Source organism: Streptomyces sp. S3(2020) (assembly GCF_013044505.1).
Lineage (GTDB): Bacteria > Actinomycetota > Actinomycetes > Streptomycetales > Streptomycetaceae > Streptomyces.
This window is the reverse complement of sequence record NZ_JABERD010000200.1, coordinates 1-17,860: the sequence shown is the minus strand read 5'-3', so window position 1 is coordinate 17,860 and position 17,860 is coordinate 1. Positions and strand designations below refer to the sequence as shown.

Sequence of the window (17,860 nt, the reverse complement as noted above, 5' to 3'; positions counted from 1 at the left end):
GTGCCTCGGCAGGGGCGGGCATGGGGGGTGGCGAGACGGGTGTCACGGGGACGGTGCCGTCCGTGGGGCCGGCATGGCTTTCGCGGTTGCCCAACTGTTGTGCCAGCCACAGCAGTTCGGCCAGTTCATGAGGGACCGGCCCGGGGGTGTCGGGGTCGGCCGCGGTAGCCAGCACGGCCGTGAGGCGCGCGATCGCGGTGACCCCGGCATCCTGGACGTCCCCGCTCTCAGAAGCCATCGCCGTCCGCCGTCGCGCTCAGATAGGGCATCAGCTGCTCGGCCAGCTGGTCGCGGGAGTCGGCGTTCAAGCCCGCCACGCCCGTGAGGTAGATCGCGTTGAGGAGCTGGTCCGTGGCGAGTTCGCCGCTGTTCGCGCGGTTCAGGAAGGTCTCGATCAGGGATGTCGTCCGGTCGTCCGGCGCGCCGAGGTGGGCGCGGACGATCGCGGTGAGCTGTTCGCGGTCGGGGCGGTGGAGTTGCAGGCGGACGCAGCGGCGCAGGAAGGCCGGGGGGAACTCGCGTTCGCCGTTGCTGGTCAGGACGACGAAGGGGAAGGCGCGGCAGCGGACCCGGCCGCGTCGCACGCCGACCGGGGTGTCCGTGCCGTCCGCGAGGACCTCGGCCGCGCCGTCGGCGGAGTGACGGGCCGCGCGGACCAGTTCGGGGATCTCGAACTGGCCCTCCTCCAAGATGTTCAGCAGGTCGTTGGGCAGGTCGAGGTCGCTCTTGTCGAGCTCGTCGACGAGAAGGGCGCGGGGGTGGTCGTAGGGGAGGAGCGCCGTGCCCAGGGGGCCGAGGCGCAGATGGTCCTCGACACCGCCGTGGGCACGTTCCCCGCCGGGGCGGGCCGCGTACAGGCGGGACAGCGGGTCGTACTGGTAGAGGCCGTCGGCGAGGGTGCTGCGGCTGGTGATGTTCCAGCGCAGGACCGGGCCGAGGCACAGCTCGCGCGCCACCGCGTACGCCAGCGAGGACTTGCCGGTGCCGGGCGGGCCGGTGACCAGCAGCGGACGCCGCAGACAGAGGGCGGCGTTGACCAGCTGGACGCTCTCCGGGGTGGCGACGTAGGTGCGGGCGCGGTGCACGCGGTCCGGTGAGACGGCCGACTCGTCGGCGGTGTCACCGGGTGACGGCAGCGCCGGTCCGCCGTCGAACGCCCGCCACGGGGGTGGCGCGGGCAGTTCGGTGATGCCGTCGTGCGGCTCGCTGTTGCCGGTGTAGACGGACCAGCGCGGCATGTCTCTCCGATCGGTGAACGGTCTCAGGCGACGGGGAACCAGGGTGCCGACGCCGGGAGTCCCGGGCGTACGACGCCGAGATGCGGCGGGATGTGCGCGGGCGCCCCCGCCACCGGTGAGCGCAGGTGCGCCCCCTCCTCGTGCGGGTCCGTGAAGCAGCGTGGGTCGTCCCACAGGAGCTGGATGTCCTGGGCCCAGTGGCCGTCCTCGGCGGCGGCCTCGCGGCGCAGGGCGAGGACACTGCGGGGGAGGTCGGCGGGCCGTACGCGGGAGACATGGGCGTCGAGGGAGTCGAGGAACGCCGTGCCGGGGCAGACGTCCGCACACGCGGCCTCCGTACCGCAGCCACGGCGGGACCACACGATCACCGGGGCCGGGGCGACGAGCGAGGTCCTGAAGTGCTCACGGGTGCGGTCGGTGCCGGGGGCGGCGGCGAAACCCGCGAGGCAGGGCTCCGACTCCAGGAGCGCCAGCCGGAGTTCGCCCGGCTTGCCCGGGCAGCCGCATGCCACGCGGTGCACGCGGGCCCGGGGTCCGGTGTCGAGACGGTTCCAGGCGCGGGTCAGGGCGTGCCGGGTGCGGGCCTTGCGGCGGGCGTGATCGGTGACGACGACGGGCAGGGCGAGACCGAGCGGGGTGTCGTCGTCGGGGTCGCTCTCCCAGCTGTCGACCGGCCAGTCGAGCCAGTCGCGGGGCAGCGCGAACGCGATCAACTCGTCGGCGTCCGGGGGGACATGGCGGAAGGCCGCGTCGATACGGTCCTGGACGTACGACCGCAGCCGGGTGTGCGGCACGGTGTCGGAGCCGACCGGGTGGCGTCGCCCGCCGCTGTACGCCGACACCTCCACACGGACCAGGTCCTCGCCCGCGCCGCTGTGCCCCAGTTCGATCAGGATGGGCGCCCAGGCGGGTGTCGTACGGCGGGGCGTGGGGCGTGGGCCCAGGAGGGTGGCCAGACGGTCCGCGAACCGTGTCACCGCGGCCGGGTCGTCCAGTTCGCTCTGTACGAACCAGGCCGCCGACCACAGGGAGTCGAAGCCCTCGGGCGGAGGCGGTGGGGCGATGTCGCCGGCGACGGCGTCGTTGTAGAGGCGTACCGGATCGCAGTCCAGTCCGACCCGGATCGCCCGCTCGACCAGGGCGCGCAGCCGGCGGCGGGCGGCGAGGACGCTGCTGCCCGCCGCCGGGACGAGGCCCTCCAGGCCCGGCCAGTGGCGTCGCATCACATCGGTCGGCATCATCCGGCCCGTGCGGACGTCCCGGGCGTCCGCCGCCGCCGTGACCATGCCGACCACCTCACCGGTCTCGACCAGGGTGACGGCGGCGCCGCTGAATCCCGCGGCGAGCGGCTGGCCGTGTCCGCTCCACGCCTCCAGCTGGATCCACTCGCCGCCGACCAGCACCGGCCCGGTGGTGCGGTACTCGGCGAGGGTGCCCTCGTCCCAGCCGGCCGGGAAGCCGTACGCGACGAGTTTGCGGTCGCCGTGCGCGGTGGCGGCCGGGGCCAGGGCCGCCGGGGCGATGGTGACCTCCTGGGCCAGTTCCAGTACGGCCAGGTCGCCCGGGTCGGCGGGGCCGCCCGCCCAGTCGCCGTGCGCGACGACGCGGGCCGGGACGGCGAGGGATCCCGGGCGCTGCGGGAAGGCCACGGTCAACGGGCCACGGTCGAGCGCGACATGGGCGCAGGTCAGCACGGTGCCGGGGGCCACCAGGAAGCCGGCGCCGATGACCTTGCCCGCGCACTCGACGCGGGCGTGCCACTCGGCGTCGGTCATGACGTGGCCGGCGCCCAGGTCAGTTTGACGACGAGGTGGCCTTCCGCGGTGCCCTTCGCGATGATCGCGCCCGTCTCGGCGGACAGTTTCACCCCGAACTCGATCTCCACACCGTCCGGTTGGAGCGTGCCGTCCCGGAACACCCGCAGTGCCGCCTCGGCCGCCGAGCGCACGCCGTCGAGGGCGCTCTCGAACGTGCGGGCGGCCTGCACGGTGCCGTCGCGGGAGACGAGCCGGGAGCCTCGGACGTCGTCGGCGGCCTCGACCGCGATCACCGCACCGTCACCGGTCCTGAACTCGACCAAGCCTTCCATGACGCCCCCGTCGTACGCCGGAACCGAGCCCGTTCATTGTTCCGGACGGCGGTTGGGCTTGTCCCGGTTTCCACACGGCCGAACACCGCGGCGCGGTCTCAGCCGCGATCCGCTGTCCGGATCACCCCCAGCTCCGCCAAGTCCTGCGGCCTGATGCGGAGTTGGTCCGCGGTCGCCGTCACGGCCGCCGGGGGCCGTTTCAGGATCGCCGCCGCCGGCTCCGGTGCGATGACGGAGAAGTAACTGTCCGGGGTGGCCCAGGTGTTGCCGGGTGCGGCCAGGGCGAGGGCCCCGCCGGAGCCGCCCTCGCCGATGAGGAGGGTGGTGATCGGGGTGCGGACGGTCGCCAGCGCGGCGAACAGGTCCGCGATCGCCGCCCCCACCCCCTGCCGCTCCGCCTCCGCGTCGTTGGCGGCGCCCGGGGTGTCCACCAGCGTCAGCACCGGGATGCCGAGCCGGTCCGCGAGCCGGATCAGCCGGGCGGCGGTGCGGTAGCCGGCGGGGCGGGTCGCGGTGCCGGCCTGCGCGGCGTACGCGACCGTCCTGCCCGCGTGCTCCCCGAAGCCGCACAGCATCCCCGGGTCCGTACCGCCGCAACGGTCGCCGGAGATCGCGACGCGGTGGGTGAAGTAGGTGTCCAAGTAGCGGTCGGCACGCGGGCGTTGGGGGGAACGGGCCCACTGGACGGCTTCCCAGCCGGTGCGGGGGAGAGGTGGGGCGGAGGATTCCCGGGCGTCCTCGGCCGGGGCGGGGTCTGGGTTTCGGACGGTGTGCGGGGAGCCGGTGTCGGTGGCCGTGGCCGGTGAGGGGGCTGCCGGGCCGGGGTGTCGGGGTAGCGGTGCCTCCGGGGCCGGGGACGTCAGCAGGCGCAGCCAGCGGCCCAGGGTTTCGCGGAGCGACTCCGGGCGGACGACCGCGTCCACCGCGCCCGCCGCCACCTGCGCCTCCGCGGTGTACGCCGTCGGGTCCGCGTCCGGCGGGCGGACCCGGGAGCCGGCGAAGCCGATCTGGGCGCCGGGGAGGGCGAGGACGATGTCGGCGCCCGCGCCGAGGGTGGCCCAGCCGCCGCCCGTGGTCGGGTCCCGCAGTACCGCGATCTGGGGCAGGCCCGCCTCGCGGGTGAGGGCCGACTGGCGGGCCACGCGCTGGAGTTGGGTCAGGGCGAGCATGCCCTCCTGCATCCGGCTGCCACCCGTGGCGACCAGGGGGACGACCGGGAGACGGTGGGCGCGCGCGTAGCCGTACGCCGCCTCCAGCCGGTCGCCGGTGCGTACGCCCAGGGAGCCGCCGAGGTAGCCGAACTCGAAGGCGAGCAGCACTGCCCGGGTTCCCTCGACCCTCCCCGTCCCGCACACGACGGACTCGTCCTCGCCGGTCCGCTCGCTCGCGCGGGCGCGTGCGGCGTCGTAGCCCTGCCAGGCGAGCGGGCCGTCGGGCTCGGACTCCCTTGCGGGGGCGGGTAGTTCGGTGAAGTCGTCCGTGAGGAGGGCTAGGGTCTCGCGGGCGGAGAGACGGTCAGCCATGGGTCAGCGACCGCTTCATGATCTTCCCCATGTCGTTGCGGGGGAGGGAGGGGAGATGGTGGAGGACACGTGGCCGCTTGTGAGGGGCGAGGCGGCTCGCCACATGCGCCGCCAGCTCTTCCAGTCCGGGCGGCGCCGCCGGATCCGCCGGCACGATCCACGCCACGATCCGCTCGCCCAGATCGGCGTCCGGCTCCCCGGTGACCGCCGCCTCCCGCACCCCCGGATGCTCCAGGAGCGCGTTCTCGATCTCACCCGCCCCGATCTTGTAACCCCCGCTCTTGATCAGGTCGGTGGCCTTCCGGCCGACGATCCGGACGTAGCCGTCGGACTCGCGCACCGCCATGTCCCCCGTACGGAACCAGCCGTCGGCCGTGAACGCCGCCGCCGTCGCGTCGGGGCGGTTGAGGTACTCGGTGAACAGGTTCGGGCCGCGCACCTGGATCTCACCGACCGTCTCCCCGTCGTACGAGGTGATCGGCGCCCCGTCCTCCTCCACCAGCCGCAGCTCCACGCCCGGCAGCGGCACCCCGACCGTCCCCGCCCGCGCCTCGCCGTCCGCGCGGACGCTGGTGTTCATCAACGTCTCCGTCATGCCGTACCGCTCGATCACCCGTCGGCCCGTCGCCGCCGTGATCCGCTCGTGGTCGTGCACCGGCAGCGCGGCGGACCCGGACACGAGCAGCCGCGCCCGCCCCAGCGCCTTCGCCAACTCCGGTTCCTCGGCCAGGGACTGGGCGATCCGGTGGTACATCGTCGGCACCCCGAACAGCATCGTCGCGCCGTCGGACAGCTCCCGCGCGACGCCCTGTGTCGAGAACCGGCCCAGATGGCGCACCGATCCGCCGCGCCGCAGCGGGCCGAGGATGCCCAGGACCAGGCCGTGCACATGGAACAGCGGCAGACCGTGCACCAGTACGTCCTCGCCGGTCCACTGCCAGGCGTCGGCCAGCGCGTCCAGGGTCGAGGCGATCGCCCGGCGGGGGATGACGGCGCCCTTCGGGGGGCCGGTGGTGCCGGAGGTGTAGACGACGAGGGCCGGGTCGTCGTCGGTGGAGGTGGAGGTGGGGGCCGCGGTGGATGTGGTGTCGGGGGTCACGTCGATGCGTGGCAAGTCCCTTACCGCAGCCGGTAGTTCATCGCCCGGCGCCGCCAGGACCAGCGACGGCGCGCTGTCCGACAGGATGTGCCCGAGTTCCTTCTCCCCGGACTTCGGGTTCAGCGGCACCGCGGGCACACCGGCCCGCAGCGCCGCCACGACGGCGACGGCGGTCTCCAGCGTCGGGGTCGCCCATACGGCGACGCGGCCCGCGTTCCCGAGGCGGCCGGCCAGCAGACCGGTCGCGGTGGCGAGCTCCGCGTACGTCAGGGACCGGTCGCCGAACCGCAGGGCGGGGCGGTCCGCCGGAGCGTCGGTCAGGGCCGGGAAGAGGGAGGTCACGTGTCGGGCTCCTTAGCTGTTGGTCCCACAGTGAAGACAACCACGGGTGGCCGAGGGCGATCGAGGTCAGCGCGCCGGGCGCAGGCGCACCCGGCGCAGTACGAGATTGATGTCCGTGACCTCGACGGTGAGTTCGGTGCCGGCGTCCGGCAGGTCCGGGCCCACGAGGTCGTCGCGGTGCACGAGGCCCTCGACGCCCTCGGCGACACGCACGAACACACCGAACGGGACGACCTTGGTGACCGGCCCGACCAGGGGGCGGCCGAACGCGTCGCGGGCGAACTCGGCCAGCGGGTCGGGCTCCAGAGCCGCCGTGGAGATCCGGACCTGCGGCCGGAACAGCTCGAAGGCGAGGACCTCCGCGGTCACCTCCTGGCCGACGTGGACGACCTCGTCGTAGGAGTCGAAGTGGCGTCGGGTGAGTTCGGGGGCGGTGATGAAGCCCTCGCTGCCGTCGAGGTCGACGAACACACCGAAGCTCTCGATGCGGGTGACGACACCCCGCACGACCTGCCCGCGCTCGAATCCCCGCCAGGTCGTCTCGGTGCCGGCGAGCCGGCGCCGGGTGGCGACGAGTGGGGCCAGGTCCGCAGCGAGGGGGATCTGGAGGGTCTCCAGCGCGGAATGCCGTAGCCAGAACCGCCGGGCCCGGCCCGGCTCCCTGCCGTGCGGCGGCGGATCGTCGGGCGCCGGTGCGAGGCCGTCGATCACGATCGTGCCGTCCGGCGTGAGCAGCCGGGCCGGGTCGGCGGGGTCGTCGTCCGGGGAGTCGCCGGTGCCGTCGCCGTCGAGCACGAGAAGGCCGTACGGCCCCCGCTCACCGATCCGCCGCCAGTCGCCGTGGACGATCTCCACCTCGGGCCGGTCGGCGAAGACCTCGGCGGCGACGCGGGCACGCTCCGGGTCGCGTTCCACGCCGACGATCCGTACGCCCTCCCGTGCCCCCGAGGCCAGCCACGCCAGCCCCACCCCGCAGCCCGCGCCCGTCTTGCCGATCGCGTCCTCCGCGCCGCCCGCCAGGGCGTGCAGCAGACGGCCCGCTTCGCGGCGGACGGCGTAGTAGCCGTGGGCGCGGGCGGCGGTGAGGGCGCGCTCGACCAGCGGGGGCAGGTGGGTTTCCCTGGCGTAGGCGTCCGTTGCGGAGATCGGCATGCGGTGATTGTGCCGGCTGCCCTCCGGCGGACGCCCCCCGCTTTTCGGCGGCCCCTACCCGGGATCCCGCTCCACCGGGATCCACAGCTCCGCGTCCGCCTGTGCCGCGTCCGGTGTCAGCCGGGTCCGCAGCAGCTCGGGGCCCGGGCGGCTGCGGTACGGGTTGGACGGGAACCACTGGGTGAACACGTCACGCCACAGGTACTGGAGTGCCTGCGGGAACGGCCCGGTGTTCTCGAAGACGGCCCAGGTCCCGGCCGGTACGGCGAGCACTTCCATGTCCTCGGGCACGGCCGCCCCGCTCACCACCCCGTGGTAGTAGTCGAGTTCGGTGCCCTCCGCCCGGCTCGGGTCCAGGTTGTCGCTCACCCCCACGATTCCCTGCGGCTCCTGGTCGGACAGCGCCTCGATGCGCCGCAGTGTCTCCTGGCCGAGGCCCCGGATGAAGTCGGCGATGGCGGGGTTCATCCCCTCGTGCACGAGGGGGACGCGCACCTTCCTGCCGACCACCCGGAACTCGTCCCTCTCCACGATCCGGTATCGCATACTGCTGCTCCCTTCGACGGTGAGACGGAAGGACAGCCGTGGCTGGGACTCCAGCGCCGCGCCGGTCCGTCTGGCCTCGCCGGGCCCGACGCCGTGCATGGCGCGGAACGCGCGGGCGAACGCCTCACCGGACGTGTAGCCGTAGCGCACCGCGATCTCCAGCAGGGTCCGGTCCCCGGCCAGTACCTCGGCACCGGCGATCGTGAGCCGCCTGCGCCGGATGTACTCCGACAGCGGCATCCCCGCCAGCGCCGAGAACAGCCGCCGCAGGTGGTACTCCGAGGTCAGCGCGGTCCGTGCCACGTCGGCCGCCTCGATCCGCTGATCGAGGCGGTGCTCGATGTACTCCATGGCCTGGTTCAGCCGTTCCAGCACCCCGGCCTCCTTCCCTTTCGATCACCCACGGGAGGAAGGGCCCACCCTGCCCGACCCGACATCCTGTGCCCGATCAGGTCGGGTCGAGGGCCTCTGCCGCGACCAGGTCCGCGACCGCGCAGCTCACGTTGTCCGGGCCGCCCGCGGTGTTCGCCGCGGCGATCAGGGCGTGGACGGCCGCGTCCGGGCCGGCGGCCGAGCCGAGGGTGCGGCGGATGTCGTCCTCCGGCACGACCGAGGACAGACCGTCGGAGCACAGGAGGTAGCGGTCGCCGGGGCGGGCCTCGTGGAGGCGGAGGTCGGGGGCCGTGGTGCCGAGGGCCTTCAGCAGGAGGGTGCGCCGGGGGTGGGACCTCGCCTCGTCCGGTGTCAGACGGCCCTCGTCGATGAGCGACTGGACGAGCGTGTGGTCATGGGTGATGCGGAACAGACCGCCCTCGCGGAGCAGATACGCGCGGGAGTCGCCGATGTGCGCCAGGGCCAGCCGGGAGCCCGTCCACAGCAACGCCGTCAGGGTCGTGCCCGAGTCGGCCACGTCCTCGACGGCCTCCGTCGCGCCCCGCACCGCCTCCTCCAGCAGATCGAGCACCTCACCCGCCGACCCGTCCTGGGCGTCCAGGAACTTCAGCGCCGCCACGGCCGCGCTGCTCGCGGGCAGGCCCGCGGGGCCGTAGCCGTCGGCGACCGCGAGCAGCCGGGCGCCCGCGTAGGCCGTGTCCTGGTTGGCGGGGCGGACCCGGCCGGGGTCCGAGTGGGCGGCGTACAGGAGTTCCAGCGCGGGCGGGTCGCCTCGCGCGACGGATGTCAGATGGTCGGCCAGGAATCCGGCCAGGTCGCGCCGCTGGGCGGTCTCCGCCTCGACCCGCGCCCAGTACGCACGGACCTCCCGGGCCGCCGCCGCGGCATCGAGGGCGCACACCTCGCGGATCCGGGCCAGCGGCATCCCGATCCGCCGCAGCCACGCCACCAGCCGGGCCCGCTCCAGCTGCCCGACCGCGTAGTACCGGTAGCCGGTGTCCGGGTCGACCTTCGCGGGACGCAGCAGGTCCAGCTCGTCGTAGAGCCGCAACGCCTTGGGCGACAGCCGGCACGCCTTCGAGAAGGCGCCGATCGTCAGCATGTACGTCCTTCCCGTCCGGGTGCCGCCCCCGATGCTGGGGCTTCACCATGGGGGAAGGTCAAATGGGTTGCCGCGGTTGCGGGGCGCACGCATAGCCTGCCGAGGTACACGTCATGCAAGAAGGGACCCCCGTCGTGCCCCGAGTCGCCCTCGTCACCTACGACCCCCGGCCGGAGCCCAGCCACGACCGCGATCTGCCCGTGCTCCTGGACGCCCTGCGCGCCGCCGGGGCCGAGGCGGACGGCGTGTTCTGGGACGACGCCGACGTCGACTGGGGCGGCTACGACCTCGCCGTCATCCGCTCCACCTGGGACTACAGCTGGCGGGCGGCGGAGTTCGTCGCGTGGGCCGAGCGGTGCGGCAAGGCGACCCGGCTCGCGAACCCGGCCGAGGTCGTGCGGTGGAACACGGACAAACGGTATCTGGGGGAGCTGGCGGCGGCGGGGGTGCCCACCGTGCCCACCCGGTACCTGGCGCCCGGTGACCCCGTCGACCTCCCGGACGACCGGGAGTACGTGGTCAAGCCGACCTCCGGAGCGGGCGCCCGCTATGCCGCGCGGTACACGCCGGAGCAGCACGGGACCGCCGTACGGCAGCTCGCGCGGATGCACGAGGAGGGGCTCACCGCGATGGTGCAGCCGTACATGACGGGCATCGACGCGGGCGGTGAGCGGGCGCTGCTGTTCTTCGGGGGCCGGTTCCTGCACGCCAGCCGGAAGCGGGCGGTCCTCGCGCCCGGTACGGCCTTCGACGCGCACAAGGTCGCCCACCCCGGCCTGGAGCCGTGGACGGCGACCCCGGCCGAACTCGCCGTCGCCGAGCGCGCCCTGGCCGCCGTACCGGATGCTCCGGAGCTGCTGTACGCGCGCGTGGACCTCGTGGACGGGGACGACGGCCGGCCGCGGGTGATGGAGCTGGAGCTCGTCGAGCCGAATCTCTTCCTCGACCTGCACCCGCGGTCCCTGCCGCTCGTGGTGGCGGTGATCCTGAGGGCGGCCGAGGGGCCGGGCGCAACTTTCGCTCACCCGTAGAGGCGGGAAATCCGCGAACCCGGCCTGTCGCGGGCACCCGGTGCCTACCCTGCGGGGAAACAGCGCGTACGGGGACCACTACAGAGGGCGTGACCGGTCGTGGGCGGATCAGAGTCGCGGCGTACTTCAGGCTTCCCTGTGGAGCTGACGAGCTTCGTGGGGCGCAGGGACGAGGCGGCCGAAGTCAGACGGTTGCTGTCGGTGGGGAGACTGCTGACACTGACGGGACCGGGCGGGGTGGGCAAGACCCGGCTCGCCGGGCATGTGGCACGGCAGGTGGCGCGGGTCTTCCCGGACGGGGTGTGGCTGGTGCCGCTCGCCGCGCTGCGCGACGAGGCGTTCGTCCCGCACGCCGTGATCGACGCGCTCGGGGTGCGCAGCGAGAGCGTACGGCCGCCGCTGGAGGTGCTCGTGGAGTACCTGCGCGAGCGGCGGCTGCTCATCGTGCTCGACAACTGCGAGCATCTGCTGCGCAGTTGTGCCGTGCTCGCCGCCGCCGTGCTGTCGGCGACGGAAGGGGTACGGATCCTCGCCACCAGCCGGCACCGGCTCGGTCCGGCCGGGGAGCGGCTCTTCGAGGTGCCGCCGCTGTCGGCGCCCGCGCCGGACGAGTTCGCCCGGGGTGCGCTCGCCGCCGAACGGTTCCCGGCGCTGCGGCTGTTCGCCGACCGGGCGGCCGCCGTGGTGCCCGGCTTCACCCTCGGAGACGGCAACCAGCAGGCCGTGGCCCGGTTGTGCCGACGGCTCGACGGGCTGCCGCTCGCCATCGAACTCGCGGCCGTACGGGTGCGGGCGCTCGGTGTGGAGCAGCTCGTCGAACGGCTCGACGACCGCTATCAGTTGCTCACCGGCGGCAGCCCCGCCTCCGCGCCCCGGCACCGCACGCTGCGCTCCGCGGTCGACTGGAGCCATGAACTGTGCACCCCGCAGGAGCAGTTGGTGTGGGCGTGGCTGTCGGTGTTCGTCGGCGGCTTCGACCTCACGGCCGCGGAGGCGGTCTGCGGCGGGGAGGGCCTCGGCGAGGCGGACGTCCTGGACGCGGTGGCGGGGCTGGTCGACAAGTCGGTGCTGGTCCGGGAGGAGTACGGCGGGCAGGTGCGCTACCGGCTGCTCGTCTCCCTGCGGGACTACGGCCTGGAGAAGCTGGAGGACCTCGGTGAGGTGACCGTGACCCGGCGCCGGCACCGGGACCACTTCGCCCGGCTGGCCGGGGAGTACGAGCGGAACTGGTTCGGGCCCGACCAGGCGGAGATCACCGAGCGGCTGCGCCTCGACCGGGACAACGTCCGTGCCGCGCTGGACTTCTGTCTCACCACCCCGGGCGAGGCCCAGCACGGACTGCGGATGGCGTCCTCCCTGTGGTTCCACTGGGTCGCGGGCGGTATCTGGGGCCAGGGCCGGCATTTCATGGACGGCGCGCTGCGCGCCGGTGCGCGTCCGGACGTGGCGCTGACCAGGGCGATGTGGGCGGGCGCGCTGATGTCGCTGGTCCACACCCGCTCGGCCGCCGTCCTGGCGGGCACCGAGACGCCCCGCTCGACGGCGGACCGGGAGCTGTCGGTGCCCAGCCCGCCGCCGGTGCCGGCCGGCTCCTTCGGCCCGGGCCGGGCGCGCACCACGACGGCCAGCTTCATCGTCCTCACCCGGGTCGAACTGGCCTGCACCCTCGTCAGCCGGGGCCGGCCCCAGGAGGCGGTGCCGCTGTGCGTCGAGGCGATCGCGCTCTGCGAGGCGCACGGTGAACAGTGGGCGCGGGGCTGGGCGTTGCGCACGCTGGCGCTGGCGTACTGGTCGGCGGGGGACTACGAGCGGGCCGCCGAGCATGCGCGGGCCTGTCTGCGGCTGCCGTACACCACCCAGCAGGCCCAGAGTCTCGCCCGCACCCTCGATCTGCTCGCCGCCGCGGAGGCGCTGGCCTTGGCGGGGGCGGCCGAGCGGGCGGGCGTGCTGCGCGGGGCGGTGGACCGGATCTGGCGGGACATCGGCGGCAACCCCGTGGAGACGCTCCAGCCCGGGCGGCTCAGGATCGCCGAGCGGCACGCACGGCGGGCGCTCGGGGACGCGGCGTACGAGCGGGCGCACCGGCGCGGCGGCGGGCTGTCGATGGACGAGGCCGTCGCGTTCGCGCTGGGGGAGGTGCCGGAACCCTCGGTGATCAGGCCGGCCGGGTCGGCGCCGGACGAGGTGCCGTTGACGCGGCGGGAGATGCAGGTGGCCGCGCTGATCGCGCAGGGGCGCACGAACCGGCAGATCGCCGACAACCTCGTGATCGCGCAGCGCACGGCCGAGGGACATGTCGAGCGGATACTCGTGAAGCTGGGATTCGCGAACCGCAGTCAGGTGGCGGCGTGGTTCAGCACCCGGCGGCCGGAGGAGGGATAGCCGGACGACGGCGGGCAGCCGTACGGATGGATCAGGGGTACGACCGCCCGGCCCTCGTTCACACCGCCACCTCGTCCTCCTCGACGCTGAGCGCCAGTTGGGGTACCTCGTCCGCGCCGAGCTGTCGCAGGACGAGTCCCAGCAGTTCCCCGCACCGCACGGTGACCTCGCTGCCGTTCGGCAGGGAGCCGACGAGGCTGATCAGCTGCCAGGCGCAGTGCGCCTCCATGAAGCACAGGTCCCGCAGGTCGAGGACGAAACGGGCGGGCCCGGTGGTGTCCCGGCGGTCCAGGGCGCCGCGCAGTGTCTCGATGAACTCCGCGCGCGTGCCGGGTTCCGCGGAGCCGGGGACCCGGCTGCCGTCCAGGGCCGTGTCGGCGTCGATCGCGTCGAGGTTCTCCAGGACCCGCAGCGGGTGGACCTTGGTCATGTCGCTCAGCAGGCCGTCGCCGAAGCGCTCCTGGTCGTACCAGCAGATCGCGGTGAACAGCGGGTCGGCGAACAGCGGTGCCACGGAGGCCTCGTAGTCGAGGAGCCGCTCGTGGTCGAGGCCGATCCTCGGTGCCCAGCTCATGTCGGCGGTCAGTCGCAGCCCCGCCCAGCCCTCGCTGTAGCTGCGGTTGACCTCCTGTGTGTACAGCTCGATCGTGCGGTCCTCGCGGAAGCGGCCGTCCGGGATGTACATCTCGGTGTTCCGCTTCAGGGAGAGCTGTCCGCTGTCCCGGGCGGCGGCCGCGTGACCGGAGCCGCCGTCGAGGAGGGCGACCACGTCGTCGTCGTTCATGTCGTCCGGGTTCATGACGAGCAGGACCTTCTCGCGGCGGGCGAGGCTGGTCCGGGTGTACGCGGTGAAGACCTTCCACGGCGATTCGGTGTCGCGCACACTCATACAGGCGTGATCGCCCAGCTTCAGCCGTTCGACGGGCACGGTCCGATCTGACGTCGTCTCGGTCATCGGAACACGGTAGGGGCGTGGGGGGCTTGATCTGCTGAATGATCGGGTTTGACCGGTCTGAGGTCAGAGTGCGACTGAGTGGGGGCTGGTCGCGCAGTTTCCCGCGCCCCTTGGGTGCGTCACCTGACCGAAAGTCTTTGGAGCAAGCCCCATGTGAACTCCGCCGCGCACTCGTGTCGTACGCCGTCCCCGTCCAGGGCCGTGAAGGCCAGACCCCAGCGGGTCGGGGCCGTGCCCTCCAGCGGGCGCGCCGGGGGGAAGGCCCGTGCCGCCTCGTCCACCGTGCAGGACCAGGGGGTGAGGTCCTCCAGTGTGCGCAGGTCAGGGCCCGCTGCTCCCGGTGCCCGCACCAGCCACTCGTTCCACACCCCGCCGTTCGGCGCCAGCAGTACCTCGAAGCGCAGGTCCGGCCAGAGGGGCAGGGGCCACAGCCAGGCCTCGCAGTCCAGGTCGCCGACCTTGCGGGTGAGGACCGTCTGAGGGGTCCCCAGGACCGAGCGGTAGCGGGACGCGGCGCCGCGTGCGCGGGGGGAGCGGATCATCGCCTGCCAGCGTTTGTTCGCCTCGCGCATGTCGGCCAGGGAGGCGCCCAGCTCGCGGCGGGCGTCCTCGACCAGGTCCGGGTTGTGGTCGGCCATGCGCCGGAGCAGTACCAGCTGGAAATCAAGGGACATGTGATCCATCGTGGCCCACCGGGCGGCGGGCATCGGGCAGGAACAGCACGGAATTGACGTACCGGGGACCCCGCAGCGGCAGCACCCGGCGGAGCAGACCGTGGCCGGCGACGTAGGAGGCCTCCGCCTGATGGGCCTCCAGCGGGAAGGCGCTCAGCCGCACCCAGTCGCGGCCCGGCAGCACCCAGCCCTCGTAGCCGAGCAGCGCCAGGTACGTCACCACCGGGGCGATCGGCTGGATACGGGACTCCAGCTCGACGAAGAGGGCCGGCCGGTCGCGCGCCAGGATGCAGGTCGCGCCGCGCAGGACCGCGAGCTCGCTGCCGTCGACGTCGACCTTGACGAAACCGACGTCCTTGAGGCCGAGTTCGTCGAGCGTGACACAGCCCACCGAGAGGGCCTGGACGTGGATGTCGCGGCGGACCAGGGAGGAGACACCCCGGTCGCCGGCGTCGTGCCGCGGCAGCCAGAGCCGGGCCTGGCCGGGGCGTTCGGCCGCGGCGGCCTGCACGACCCGGACGTTGGGCGGGGCGGTCGCCGCGAGCAGCCGTGCCAGATGGGGGACCGGTTCCACGGTCACCACCCGGCGCGCCCGCCTCGACAGCCGGCGCGTCCACGGCCCGTACCAGCCGCCGACGTCCACCGCCGTGCCGCAGCCGGCCGGACACAGCTCGCCGAGTCGCGCCAACTCCGGTTCGAAGCGCGGGTACACGGCCCGGGCGACGGCGGCGACCAGCCGGGTGGGCAGCAGCGGGGCGACTCTCGCGGCCAGGGTCATGGGCTCATCCGCTTGAGCAGGTCCTCGTGTTCGTCGTCCGAGACCTGCTCCCCGGAGGACGGCAGCAGCTGCGGGATGCCGTCCACCACCGGGTAACGGCGGTGCAGGCGCGGGTTGTAGAGGACCTCGTCCGGTACGACGAGGTGCAGCGGACCCTTGTCCAGCGGGCACGCGAGGATCTGGAGCAGCGGGTCGTCGGGTTTCATGGGGGTGTCAACTCCTTGGCACCGATGGGGGGTTGGGCGGGGCTCTGGTCGTGTTTGGGCATGGACAGCAGCACGGAGACGGCGAGGGCCGTGCCGGCCAGCCGCAGCGCGAGCCGCAGCGGGTCGTGCGGCAGCGCCTCACCGAACGACAGCGTGCCGAGCACCGCCGTGAACAGACAGGTCACCGTCGTGCACACCGGCACGATCAGCGAGGCCCGGCAGCGCTGGAGCGCGGCCTGCGACATGACGAGCCCGAACGCGCCGGTGAACAGGAGCAGATAGGGATACGGGGACTTGAGGAGGCCGACGACCGCGCCTCCGAGACCACTTGAGGTGAGACAGCTCGACACGCCCTTGATGGCGAGCGAACTCACGCCGTAGAGCAGGCCTACCGCCACGCCGTACTCGACACCGGTCGTCGGCATCCGGTGCCGATGGCGGGCCCGGCGCTCGGCGGACCCGTACAGCCACACGCCCGCCGCCAGCGACGGCACGCACACCAGCAGGATCAGCGGGTACGGGGCGGCCTGGCTGACGGTGTCCGCGCGCTCGTCCAGCGACAGGACGACCATCAGCAGCGCGCCGAGGATCGCCCCGAGGGCGTACCGCTCCCGCCCGGTCGTCTCCTCGCCCAGCAGCCGCGCCGACAGCAGGACCAGCAGCACGAGACCGGAGACGAAGATGCCCTGCGCGGCGGCGATCGGCAGGGTCCGGTAGACGATCAGCTGCGCGCCGAACCCGGCGGCCAGCGCGAGCGACCCCCCGATCCACAGGGGGCTGCCGAGCACCAGCCGCAGCAGCCGGGCGGGTTGCCGGATCGACACCTCGGGCAGGGAGGTGAGTGCCCGTTTCTCCAGGACGAAACCGATGCTGTACAGGGTGTTCGCCATCAGGGCCGCCGCCACTCCCCACCACATGGCCGGACCCCCTAGGTCTTCCGCGCGTGCAACAGCAGGATCGAGGCGAGGGACGGTCTGCGGCACGCCAGCCGGTCGAGGGGGCGCAGGGGGCGCGGCACGCCGTGGAAGGGCGCGCCTTCGAGTCGTACGACGGTGAAGCCGGACGCGGCGACGAACTCCCGCAGCGCGCGGGCCGTGTACAGCCGCAGATGCCCCACGACCTCGCGGCCGGGGCGGCCGTGGACGGCCCGCAGGCTGACCTCGGAGAAGACGGGCTGGACACCGGCGAGGAGGAGTCCCCGGTTGTACCAGGCGGCCAAGTTCGGTGTGGACAGCATGAGATGGCCTCCGGGGCGCAGCACCCGCCGGATCTCGTCCATCGCCGAGTCCGGGTCGACGAGATGCTCGATCACCTCGCTGAACAGCACGGCGTCGACGGACTCGCCCGCGAACGGCAGCCCGCCGCCGGTGAGTTCGCCTCGGACGGCGAACGGCAGCCGGGTGCGGGCGCGGCGCAGGGCGTCCTGGGACCAGTCGACGCCGACCAGGCGGTGACCGCGGAGCAGGGGGGCGGCGACGGCGGCCGCGGTTCCGTCGCCGCAGCCGATGTCGAGGACGGTCCTCGGGGGCTCCGCGGAGAGCGCCCGGGCCAGCATGCGGGCCTGGCGGAGGCTGCGGGGGGCGCCGGACGCCACGGGGACCGCCGGGTCCTCGTAGAAGTCGCGCAGTTCGCGGGGTTTCACGGGGGCGCTCGTCATCGCTGGTCCACGTCCGTCGTGTGCAGATAGTGCTCGAACAGGTCCCGCAGATGGGCGCCGTCGCCATGGCTGAGCAGGGCGCGCGACCAGCGCAGGGCGAGATGCAGGCGACCGGCGGTGGAGGCGGTCGTGACCGTGAGGCCGCGGGGCATCCGGGCGGGCGCCGAGAACCACACGGCGTGCGCCCGGCCCGCCTGCTCGCCGAAGTCCAGCGGGTACGGGATACGGCCGATGTTGCTGAGCAGCGTGGTGGACGTCCACGGTCCGGCCGCTCTGCGCAGGCCCCGGGTGAGGGCGGCGCGCCAGGCCACGGGGGTGACCGGGGCGGTGAGGACGGCGGCGCCGTGGCCGAGCTGGGGGCGCGGGAGGGACTTGAGGGCACGGGTGCGGGCCGCGGTGCGCTCCAGCAGCCCGGGCAGGTCGGTGGTGGCCAACTCCTGTGGCGCGAAGGGCACTTCGACGAGCCGTGTGCCGTTGCCGATCGGCATGCTCGGGTCGCGGGGGCGGTCGTCCACGGGCATGGTGATGCGCAGCGGGCGCGGGCGGGCGCCGTGTTCGCGGTTCCAGTGGGCGATCGTGAGGGCCGTGGTGACCATGAGCCTGGCTCTTATCCACATCTGACGCTGCCGGCAGAGCTGATAGGGGAGATCTCCGGGGGGGCCGGCGCATTAAACAACAAAGCAAGCACAGATA

Annotated in this window: 17 protein-coding genes and 1 pseudogene; 2 read left to right on the top strand and 16 right to left on the bottom strand. The window is 73.5% G+C overall.

Annotated features, from left to right (window positions below):
* The 9 genes from HLK59_RS39375 to HLK59_RS39335 all read right to left on the bottom strand — a co-directional run.
* Positions 1-238: hypothetical protein (locus tag HLK59_RS39375; RefSeq protein WP_171146446.1), on the bottom strand; the 238-nt coding region annotated here is incomplete at its 3' end.
* Positions 228-1,238 carry a MoxR family ATPase gene (locus HLK59_RS39370; RefSeq protein ID WP_171146445.1) on the bottom strand — a complete coding sequence of 337 codons (1,011 nt, stop codon included), beginning with the start codon at positions 1,236-1,238 and terminating at the stop codon, positions 228-230. The genes HLK59_RS39370 and HLK59_RS39375, both read right to left, overlap by 11 nt.
* A gap of 23 nt (positions 1,239-1,261) precedes the next feature.
* On the bottom strand, positions 1,262-3,013 hold the full coding sequence (locus HLK59_RS39365) for a trypsin-like peptidase domain-containing protein (RefSeq protein WP_171146444.1): 1,752 nt from the start codon (positions 3,011-3,013) through the stop codon (positions 1,262-1,264).
* Positions 3,010-3,327 (bottom strand): CU044_2847 family protein, encoded by a 318-nt coding sequence (locus HLK59_RS39360; protein WP_171146443.1) that lies wholly within the window; start codon positions 3,325-3,327, stop codon positions 3,010-3,012. Before HLK59_RS39360 ends, HLK59_RS39365 begins: the two co-directional genes overlap by 4 nt.
* Positions 3,328-3,425: 98 nt before the next feature.
* Complete coding sequence (locus tag HLK59_RS39355; RefSeq protein WP_171146442.1) at positions 3,426-4,850, bottom strand: carboxyl transferase domain-containing protein; 1,425 nt, start codon at positions 4,848-4,850, stop codon at positions 3,426-3,428.
* A complete protein-coding gene (locus HLK59_RS39350; protein WP_171146441.1) occupies positions 4,843-6,291 on the bottom strand; it encodes an acyl-CoA synthetase in 1,449 nt (482 codons plus the stop codon). The genes HLK59_RS39355 and HLK59_RS39350 overlap by 8 nt, the downstream gene beginning before the upstream one ends.
* Before the next feature lie 66 nt (positions 6,292-6,357).
* Positions 6,358-7,443: a S1 RNA-binding domain-containing protein gene (locus HLK59_RS52510; protein WP_171146440.1), complete on the bottom strand. Its 1,086-nt coding sequence runs from the start codon at positions 7,441-7,443 to the stop codon at positions 6,358-6,360.
* Between the two features lie 54 nt (positions 7,444-7,497).
* Positions 7,498-8,364 (bottom strand): AraC family transcriptional regulator, encoded by an 867-nt coding sequence (locus HLK59_RS39340; RefSeq protein WP_171146439.1) that lies wholly within the window; start codon positions 8,362-8,364, stop codon positions 7,498-7,500.
* Between the two features lie 73 nt (positions 8,365-8,437).
* The gene (locus HLK59_RS39335; RefSeq protein ID WP_171146438.1) at positions 8,438-9,484 is read right to left on the bottom strand and encodes a MerR family transcriptional regulator; all 1,047 of its coding nucleotides are present in this window, start codon (positions 9,482-9,484) and stop codon (positions 8,438-8,440) included.
* A gap of 134 nt (positions 9,485-9,618) precedes the next feature.
* Here HLK59_RS39335 and HLK59_RS39330 point away from each other — a divergent pair, with 134 nt between their 5' ends.
* Both HLK59_RS39330 and HLK59_RS39325 read left to right on the top strand, forming a co-directional pair.
* Entirely contained in the window at positions 9,619-10,515 is an 897-nt protein-coding gene (locus HLK59_RS39330; RefSeq protein WP_171146448.1) for a hypothetical protein, read from the top strand.
* Positions 10,516-10,671: 156 nt separating this feature from the next.
* The gene (locus HLK59_RS39325) at positions 10,672-12,897 is read left to right on the top strand and encodes a LuxR C-terminal-related transcriptional regulator (RefSeq protein WP_346779918.1); all 2,226 of its coding nucleotides are present in this window, start codon (positions 10,672-10,674) and stop codon (positions 12,895-12,897) included.
* A gap of 58 nt (positions 12,898-12,955) precedes the next feature.
* Here HLK59_RS39325 and HLK59_RS39320 read toward each other — a convergent pair whose 3' ends face one another.
* The 7 genes and pseudogenes from HLK59_RS39320 to HLK59_RS39290 all read right to left on the bottom strand — a co-directional run.
* On the bottom strand, positions 12,956-13,852 hold the full coding sequence (locus tag HLK59_RS39320; protein ID WP_171146436.1) for an MEDS domain-containing protein: 897 nt from the start codon (positions 13,850-13,852) through the stop codon (positions 12,956-12,958).
* 119 nt (positions 13,853-13,971) lie between these two features.
* Positions 13,972-14,526, bottom strand: a complete 555-nt coding sequence (locus HLK59_RS39315) for a hypothetical protein (protein ID WP_240982907.1) — start codon at positions 14,524-14,526, stop codon at positions 13,972-13,974.
* Positions 14,516-15,304, bottom strand: a complete 789-nt coding sequence (locus HLK59_RS39310; RefSeq protein WP_171146434.1) for an FkbM family methyltransferase — start codon at positions 15,302-15,304, stop codon at positions 14,516-14,518. Before HLK59_RS39310 ends, HLK59_RS39315 begins: the two co-directional genes overlap by 11 nt.
* Complete coding sequence (locus HLK59_RS39305) at positions 15,301-15,510, bottom strand: Trm112 family protein (protein ID WP_171146433.1); 210 nt, start codon at positions 15,508-15,510, stop codon at positions 15,301-15,303. Before HLK59_RS39305 ends, HLK59_RS39310 begins: the two co-directional genes overlap by 4 nt.
* Positions 15,507-16,415 carry a hypothetical protein gene (locus tag HLK59_RS39300; RefSeq protein WP_171146447.1) on the bottom strand — a complete coding sequence of 303 codons (909 nt, stop codon included), beginning with the start codon at positions 16,413-16,415 and terminating at the stop codon, positions 15,507-15,509. Before HLK59_RS39300 ends, HLK59_RS39305 begins: the two co-directional genes overlap by 4 nt.
* Positions 16,416-16,438: 23 nt before the next feature.
* The gene (locus tag HLK59_RS39295) at positions 16,439-17,167 is read right to left on the bottom strand and encodes a class I SAM-dependent methyltransferase (RefSeq protein WP_171146432.1); all 729 of its coding nucleotides are present in this window, start codon (positions 17,165-17,167) and stop codon (positions 16,439-16,441) included.
* Positions 17,164-17,769, bottom strand: a pseudogene (locus tag HLK59_RS39290) (condensation protein); the annotation flags it as partial. The pseudogene HLK59_RS39290 and the gene HLK59_RS39295, both read right to left, overlap by 4 nt.
* Between the last annotated feature and the right edge of the window lie 91 nt (positions 17,770-17,860).

Coding starts and splice junctions, on each gene's coding strand:
- HLK59_RS39305 (WP_171146433.1), bottom strand. CDS start 15,510: ATGAAACCCGACGACCCGCTGCTCCAGATCCTCGCGTGCCCGCTGGAC.
- HLK59_RS39360 (WP_171146443.1), bottom strand. CDS start 3,327: ATGGAAGGCTTGGTCGAGTTCAGGACCGGTGACGGTGCGGTGATCGCG.
- HLK59_RS39355 (WP_171146442.1), bottom strand. CDS start 4,850: ATGGCTGACCGTCTCTCCGCCCGCGAGACCCTAGCCCTCCTCACGGAC.
- HLK59_RS52510 (WP_171146440.1), bottom strand. CDS start 7,443: ATGCCGATCTCCGCAACGGACGCCTACGCCAGGGAAACCCACCTGCCC.
- HLK59_RS39295 (WP_171146432.1), bottom strand. CDS start 17,167: ATGACGAGCGCCCCCGTGAAACCCCGCGAACTGCGCGACTTCTACGAG.
- HLK59_RS39315 (WP_240982907.1), bottom strand. CDS start 14,526: ATGTCCCTTGATTTCCAGCTGGTACTGCTCCGGCGCATGGCCGACCAC.
- HLK59_RS39320 (WP_171146436.1), bottom strand. CDS start 13,852: ATGACCGAGACGACGTCAGATCGGACCGTGCCCGTCGAACGGCTGAAG.
- HLK59_RS39335 (WP_171146438.1), bottom strand. CDS start 9,484: ATGCTGACGATCGGCGCCTTCTCGAAGGCGTGCCGGCTGTCGCCCAAG.
- HLK59_RS39310 (WP_171146434.1), bottom strand. CDS start 15,304: ATGACCCTGGCCGCGAGAGTCGCCCCGCTGCTGCCCACCCGGCTGGTC.
- HLK59_RS39370 (WP_171146445.1), bottom strand. CDS start 1,238: ATGCCGCGCTGGTCCGTCTACACCGGCAACAGCGAGCCGCACGACGGC.
- HLK59_RS39365 (WP_171146444.1), bottom strand. CDS start 3,013: ATGACCGACGCCGAGTGGCACGCCCGCGTCGAGTGCGCGGGCAAGGTC.